This window comes from Microcoleus sp. MOSTC5 (assembly GCF_036701825.1).
Lineage (GTDB): Bacteria > Cyanobacteriota > Cyanobacteriia > Cyanobacteriales > Microcoleaceae > Microcoleus > Microcoleus asticus.
On record NZ_JAUBRK010000129.1, the window covers coordinates 1 to 5,988 of the forward strand.

6 protein-coding genes are annotated in these 5,988 nt (G+C 48.5%); 2 read left to right on the forward strand and 4 right to left on the reverse strand.

What is annotated here, in order from left to right; all coding sequences use genetic code 11:
- Window positions 1-281: 281 nt before the first annotated feature.
- The gene (locus QUA54_RS33455; RefSeq protein ID WP_333419245.1) at window positions 282-428 is read right to left on the reverse strand and encodes a hypothetical protein; all 147 of its coding nucleotides are present in this window, start codon (window positions 426-428) and stop codon (window positions 282-284) included.
- A gap of 117 nt (window positions 429-545) precedes the next feature.
- On the opposite strand from QUA54_RS33455, the gene QUA54_RS33460 reads away from it, so the two are divergent.
- Entirely contained in the window at window positions 546-1,805 is a 1,260-nt protein-coding gene (locus tag QUA54_RS33460; protein WP_333419247.1) for a CHAT domain-containing protein, read from the forward strand.
- Between the two features lie 128 nt (window positions 1,806-1,933).
- Entirely contained in the window at window positions 1,934-4,009 is a 2,076-nt protein-coding gene (locus QUA54_RS33465; RefSeq protein ID WP_333419249.1) for a hypothetical protein, read from the forward strand.
- 143 nt (window positions 4,010-4,152) lie between these two features.
- Here the strand turns inward: QUA54_RS33465 and QUA54_RS33470 are convergent, their stop codons facing one another.
- From QUA54_RS33470 to QUA54_RS33480, 3 genes are all read right to left on the reverse strand, one after another.
- Entirely contained in the window at window positions 4,153-5,097 is a 945-nt protein-coding gene (locus QUA54_RS33470; protein ID WP_333419250.1) for a hypothetical protein, read from the reverse strand.
- A 26-nt stretch (window positions 5,098-5,123) separates the two neighbouring features.
- A complete protein-coding gene (locus tag QUA54_RS33475) occupies window positions 5,124-5,327 on the reverse strand; it encodes a hypothetical protein (RefSeq protein ID WP_333419252.1) in 204 nt (67 codons plus the stop codon).
- 184 nt (window positions 5,328-5,511) lie between these two features.
- Window positions 5,512-5,805 carry a hypothetical protein gene (locus tag QUA54_RS33480; protein WP_333419254.1) on the reverse strand — a complete coding sequence of 98 codons (294 nt, stop codon included), beginning with the start codon at window positions 5,803-5,805 and terminating at the stop codon, window positions 5,512-5,514.
- Window positions 5,806-5,988 lie beyond the last annotated feature (183 nt).

Genomic DNA, 5,988 nt, shown 5'->3' on the forward strand with positions numbered 1-5,988 from the left:
AGACTCGAACTCATGCACTGGCTAATTTCATAAATTCCTTTTTTTGTCAACTCCTAATACTGAACCGACGCCCTAGATGGTAATGCCTGTTAAATGCACCTGGTTGCTATGTAGAAAACAGGACTTACGTGAAAAAATCTGGTTTTTACGTAAGTCCTGTTTATGCAAAACTTCTGCATAATTTATAAAAATTTACATAAATCGCGAATTTCTTGGCGCGGGGACTCTGTTGGTGCTGGTGTGCACGCCCTACGGCAGAGATTTGCGGTTTGTCTTGAATGCTATAATCGTGGCGCGATCGCCAGCACAGTCAAATATTCCCAGCCACATCCCAACTTTTGCCAACTGCTGCCGCCAACTGCGCCCTCAACCGCCCCAAAACCATGCACGACAAATCCCCGCAGCAACGCCAAAAACACACGACTCATAAAAAAATTAAAAAAGCTATTTTTTACTGTTTGACAGCAATATTTTTCTGCTGTAGTACAGCGAACCTCGCTACAATTGCCCAAAACACAGGCCAGGGCGGGCTTAACGGGCAAGAAATGAGAAATTTGCTCGATCGGGGAAACCTCACCGAAGCCGTAACCAGAATCGAACAAAACTGGGAAGAAGACTATCAAAAATACTTTGAACAAGACTTTGCCGCCCGTGCAAAAACCGCCGAAGCAATATCAAAAACTCTATCCCGCCTAGCAGTTCAAACAAAGAAAAAACCAGCTTTAATTTACGCCATCCCGCGCACCGATCAACTAGAATTAATCTTAATATTGCCCGATCGCCCGCCCATTCTCCGCAGCGTCCCGGAAGCCAAACAAGAGACGCTGCTCTCAGTAGTCAAAGAATTCAGCAGCGAAATCACCAACCCCGTAAAAATCAACATCACCACCTATCTAGAACCAGCCCAACAACTCTACAAATGGATAATTGCACCCCTAGAAACTGATTTGCAAACAGCAAGAATTGAAACCTTGCTGTTCTGCGTCGGCGAAGGTTTGCGAACCGTACCCCTAGCAGCAATGCACGACGGACAGCAATTTCTGATCCAAAAATATAGCCTCGCCCGCATCCCCGCCTTCAAATTCACAGACAGCAATTATACCGACCTCAGAAACACCCAAGTCCTAGCAATGGGAGCATCAAATTTTTCAGAAACGGCAAACAAAGAACCGCTGCCGGCAGTGCCGTTAGAATTGGGCGCGATCGCCCGACAGTGGCCCGGTCAATCCTTTCTCAACGAAGATTTCACCATAGTAAACTTGCAATCCCAGCGGCTGCAACAAAAATACGGAATCATCCACCTCGCCACCCACGCCGAATTCCGCCCTGGAACCCCAAATAACTCCTACATTCAATTTTGGGACACGCAACTTAGACTAGATCAAATGAGAGATTTAAAATGGAACAATCCGCCCCTTGAACTATTAGTATTAAGCGCCTGTAGAACCGCCTTGGGAGACAAAGAAGCAGAACTCGGATTTGCAGGTTTAGCGCTGCAATCGGGAGCAAAATCAGCCCTCGCCAGCCTGTGGTACGTCAGCGATGCGGGGACTCTCGCCATGATGACAGAGTTTTACCAGCAGTTAAAAATCAGCAGGTCAAAAGACCTTCCAATCATTAAAGCTGAAGCTCTCAGGCAAGCACAAATTGGTGCGATTGAAGGCAAAGTGACGATCGAACGCGGTCAACTGCGAAGTTCCCGAGGCGAAACTCCCTTGCCCCCGTCCATCCCCAAACTCGACAGCAAAGATTTGTCCCATCCGTATTATTGGGCAGCTTTCAGCATTATCGGCAGTCCTTGGTAAGTCGGTCTCTTGACCGACACAGGTGATAGGCTATAAAAAATAAAGTAATTCAATGCCTGTCGCTGTCGCTCAACAAACCACCACCAACCTGTGACGAATCAAGCGGGAGCCTTCAAGGGGAAAGAAAGATGAAAAAATTAGAATTTTTGCTACAGAAAGAAGGCGATCGCGCCTGGTTGCCCCTAGAAACCTCCGACGTGGAAATTCTAGAAGGCAAATACCGCGTCGTTGCTCGCATTCAGCACCCCAACACCGACATCGAAATTCGCGTTACCCATACTTCCTTCGACGAAGGGGCGCAGCGGAAAGTCCAAAGCCGATCGGCCCGCACCAACCCCGAGGGATTAGTCGTGATCATTCCTTACACCAGGCTCAAGCCCGGACTGTGGGAACTCTCGTGCTTGCCAGATCCCAAATCAACACCAGCAAAACCTTGGCAGTACGGCGTTCAGTTGGAAGTATTGCCCGCAGAATCGGAAACCTCCGAACCCCTACCGCCGATCGACCAAACCGAACCTGCAACTTCCGCAGCAGCACCAAAAATCGCAGCACCAGCCCCACAAATCGCCGCACCGGTCGATCGCCCCGCACCAACCCAAATCCCAGCAGCCTTAACAGCACCGCAGCAGGCCAAAATCTACCAATTCCCCACTCCCCCAACCGCCCAACCCAAACCGGGCGTCAAACTCGAACTCGTCCTCGATCGAGAAACCTTCGTCACCCAACTCGGTCGCCCCTTAATCATTTCCGGGAAAATCGACATTCCCCAACCCCCCCAAACAACCAGAAAAACAGCAACTCTCATCCCCGAATCCGAAGCGCTAGAACTCAAACAACTCATCGGTTCAGCACAACTGCAAATTTACCTGCGCGACCCCCAAACCTCACAAATTCTCGCAGAAATCCAGCAGGCGATGCCAGAACAAGTTCCCCCCTGCATCTTTGCCTGCGTCACCTACATTCCAGCCGAATGCAAAAGCCGCCTAATATTAGGAGAAGCTATTCTCAGCAGCGGCAGCGTTACCCTAGCCACCAAAGCATTCACAATTACAGCCCGTTTAGAGCATCTTCTAGAAGCAATTGAAGACAATTTCATCGAAGAAAAGCATCAAGCCGAACCCTCCCTAACAGCCTCAAAACAGCCTCGGAGCGCCACAAATCTATCTTTTCTCAAGCTAGTAGAAAAATCCTTAGACCCTCCTTCCCCCGCCGAATCTCCAACAAACGAGCCCTTACCCCCTCAACTGAGTTCCCGTCAGACCCCAAGTGCAGGCGGCCTAGAATTGCCAGCATTCGGTAACAAACTGCCCGACAGCAGCCGATCGCAATTGCTTTCGGAAATCTCCAATTCGCCTCGAACTGTCGCAGAGTCGATCGACCCACAAACCAAACCCTCAGACATCCCAACTTCCCCTAAAACAGCGGAAATCGAAGCGAGCGACCAAAAACAAGAAAACAGCCCAGAATTAGCAACAACAGCCCCAGAAACTCCGCCAGGACCCACAAAACAGGCATTTCAAACCTTAAACGTCCAAAATAGATTTTGGTCGCGACTGAGTTCCTTAGCCAGCAACGGCGAATCCCCCGAATGGCTGAAAGCAACCGCCCTGTCGCCAACTCCAAAAGCCACCGCCAATAGCAGCGACGAAATTGCCGTTGTGCAAGAAACTAGCCCAACCCAGCAGCAACCCGAAACCAGCGAAACAATTTCCGACCCCAAATCCACTAGCCCGGAAGCCAGAGAATTTGTCGTTTTTGACGAGCCCCCGCAGCCGAAACAAGTTGCTCAAAAAACCGCAACTGTCGCAGCAGAAGTAACTCCGCCAACTCCCTACGTTTTGCCAGAAGACGAGTTAGTACCGATGCCAATTTTGGAATTGCCGCGGGCAGAAATTCTAGCCGGCGGGCCGGTAAAAGTGCAAGTGCAACTGCCGGAATTAATGCCCCGGATTTATGTGAAAGTTTGGGTGTACGATCGGCAAACCTACCTGATTCTCGACGGCCCGCGCTGGATTACCGAATTTAAACCTAACGGGTTGGGAAATGTTCGAGCAAGTGTCGAGTTAGAGATTCCCTACGGCTGCATGGAAGTAGAATTTGAGGCGATCGCCGTCGAAATGCAAACTCAGCGGGAAAGTCATAAAGTAAGTGTTCACCGCCAAGTTTTACCCCCAGCCGGGCCAACTTTGCCCCTCGAAGGTTAACCGCAATTAACATCTCGATTCATCGGCGATCGTCTGTGGTTTTAAAAAGCCTCTTGATCGAACACTATTAGAAAAAGCTGGATTTGGCCGCGAGAAATCTAGGGATATTCCCGGTTTCTCGCCGCGCGCCCGCAAGTCCTAGTCTACTTACCAGTCAACTGCCGAAACTTCTTCTTAAACTTATTCTTATACACGTAGATCGATCGCTGTAAATCTTCAACTTGCAACGACATCTCCGCCTCCAAACCCGTGCGGTTCCAAACATCCTCCTGACACTTGCGACGGCAAAAATTCATCGGTTCCGAGTAAACTTTCCCATTAGATAAACTTGGCTTCGGCCCGCACCAGTGAATCACAGTCGCCTGAGTGCGATCGCCCCCAGGCCCGCTTGACTCAACCGGAAACTGCTTTCTCAACAAATCCTGGTCAAAATCCGGCACCAACAACTGCATATCCACATTCTGCACCCGCAGTTTGCCCTCTTGAACGGCGCGGAAGACCATCAGGTTAAAAAAGCCCATGTCTCCATACTTAAATATCTCTGGATGTTCATCATTAAAATCCAGAATCTTTCTATACTCCTCTAAGCTGAAAACACCTCGCTTCCCAAAGAATGTGCCTGGACAGACAAAGCGAGATCGATAGTCTTGCCAACGAAAATCTGGAAAATACTTTTCGACTCCCGGAATGTCAAAGAAATATTCCGTGATATCCGCATCCAAGTAATCCTGACAAGGCTGGTCAATAATAAAGTCGAAGTCTTGAAAATTAGCGAATTTGAGGACATCTCCCCAAATAATTGTATCTGCATCCATCACGAGAAAATTTTGCCACGGACTTTCCCAAAAGGGAATCATATGACTTTTTCCCCAACCAAAGCTTCTTTTTCTCAGAAGTGGCTCAGAGACGCTATCGTGATTAATGACGCGCACTCCGTAAACTTTTTCTAGGGGACTCACGGAAAACGTACCGTCAATCAACAGGCAGATGGGAACATCTCCCAGGAAATATCGGATGCTAGCACAGCAACCCTTTGCAAACAAATAATCTTGGTCGCAGCAAGCAATAATAACACCAAAATCTTCCATAAACCCTCACTTTTTTACTAACTTGCCTAGCCACAGCGTTTCCGTTTTTGTTCTGACAGCAGTTCGATTTTCAAGTTTTGTATTTTCGCCAGCTTAGCACTAAATCCCTGCGATCGCCTGTAGACAAAAACATCGGTAAAACCACTAGGAATCTTGGGTATAGTTTGTCTGTGAAACAACTGAGTCCGACTGCGCGCTTCGGGGTCAAGCAACACTAATTGCAGCCGCACTTTCGGTGCTAAAAATGACTAATTGAGAGTATCTTTCCTCAACTAACTTCCGAGATCTCACTGACAACCAGTGGCTTTGGAGTGCGATCGATCCTGCGAGCAATTGCGGGATTTTCCCGGCCCCATTCCTTAGTCCACCAAGTCTCGGTTTGAGAACTAACGGCATTTGACAGAACCCCGCCCGTTAACAGTACAACTGTGAGAACTTTCCACACTTGCCGTTTCTAGCTTGCCACAGCGCGCTAATTTTAGTCGCTAACAGATAAGCAACACCGATTTGCATCCCCAAATAAGTCGGAAATAGGTAGCGAGCTTTAGTCGATCGGATTCCTCCCAATATAACATCCGGCAGCACCACTGCCAGTGCTGTCACCGCCATCACCATCACCACAAACAGCCAAACCTGTTTGTTCGTCTCAGAACACAGAAAATAAACTGCGTAGCCTACGATTGCCACTAAAATTAAAGTAGCTGCCACTAAACCAATAAGATATATCGATCGAGCATGAGAACTTAGCCCCAAATAAAAAAAACGCGACCGATATTTTCGAGCCAATTCTTAACTAAAGATAGCCTGGTAGTTTCCTGGGGGGGTGACAAAGAGGCCTAGGAGATAGACCGAATCAGGGTTGCAGCCCGCATACCCTGTTGATAAAAGCGA

What these genes read in the sequence shown, in the direction of transcription:
- QUA54_RS33455 (WP_333419245.1), bottom strand. Translation starts at nt 428, where the DNA reads ATGAGTCGTGTGTTTTTGGCGTTGCTGCGGGGATTTGTCGTGCATGGT.
- QUA54_RS33460 (WP_333419247.1), top strand. Translation starts at nt 546, where the DNA reads ATGAGAAATTTGCTCGATCGGGGAAACCTCACCGAAGCCGTAACCAGA.
- QUA54_RS33465 (WP_333419249.1), top strand. Translation starts at nt 1,934, where the DNA reads ATGAAAAAATTAGAATTTTTGCTACAGAAAGAAGGCGATCGCGCCTGG.
- QUA54_RS33470 (WP_333419250.1), bottom strand. Translation starts at nt 5,097, where the DNA reads ATGGAAGATTTTGGTGTTATTATTGCTTGCTGCGACCAAGATTATTTG.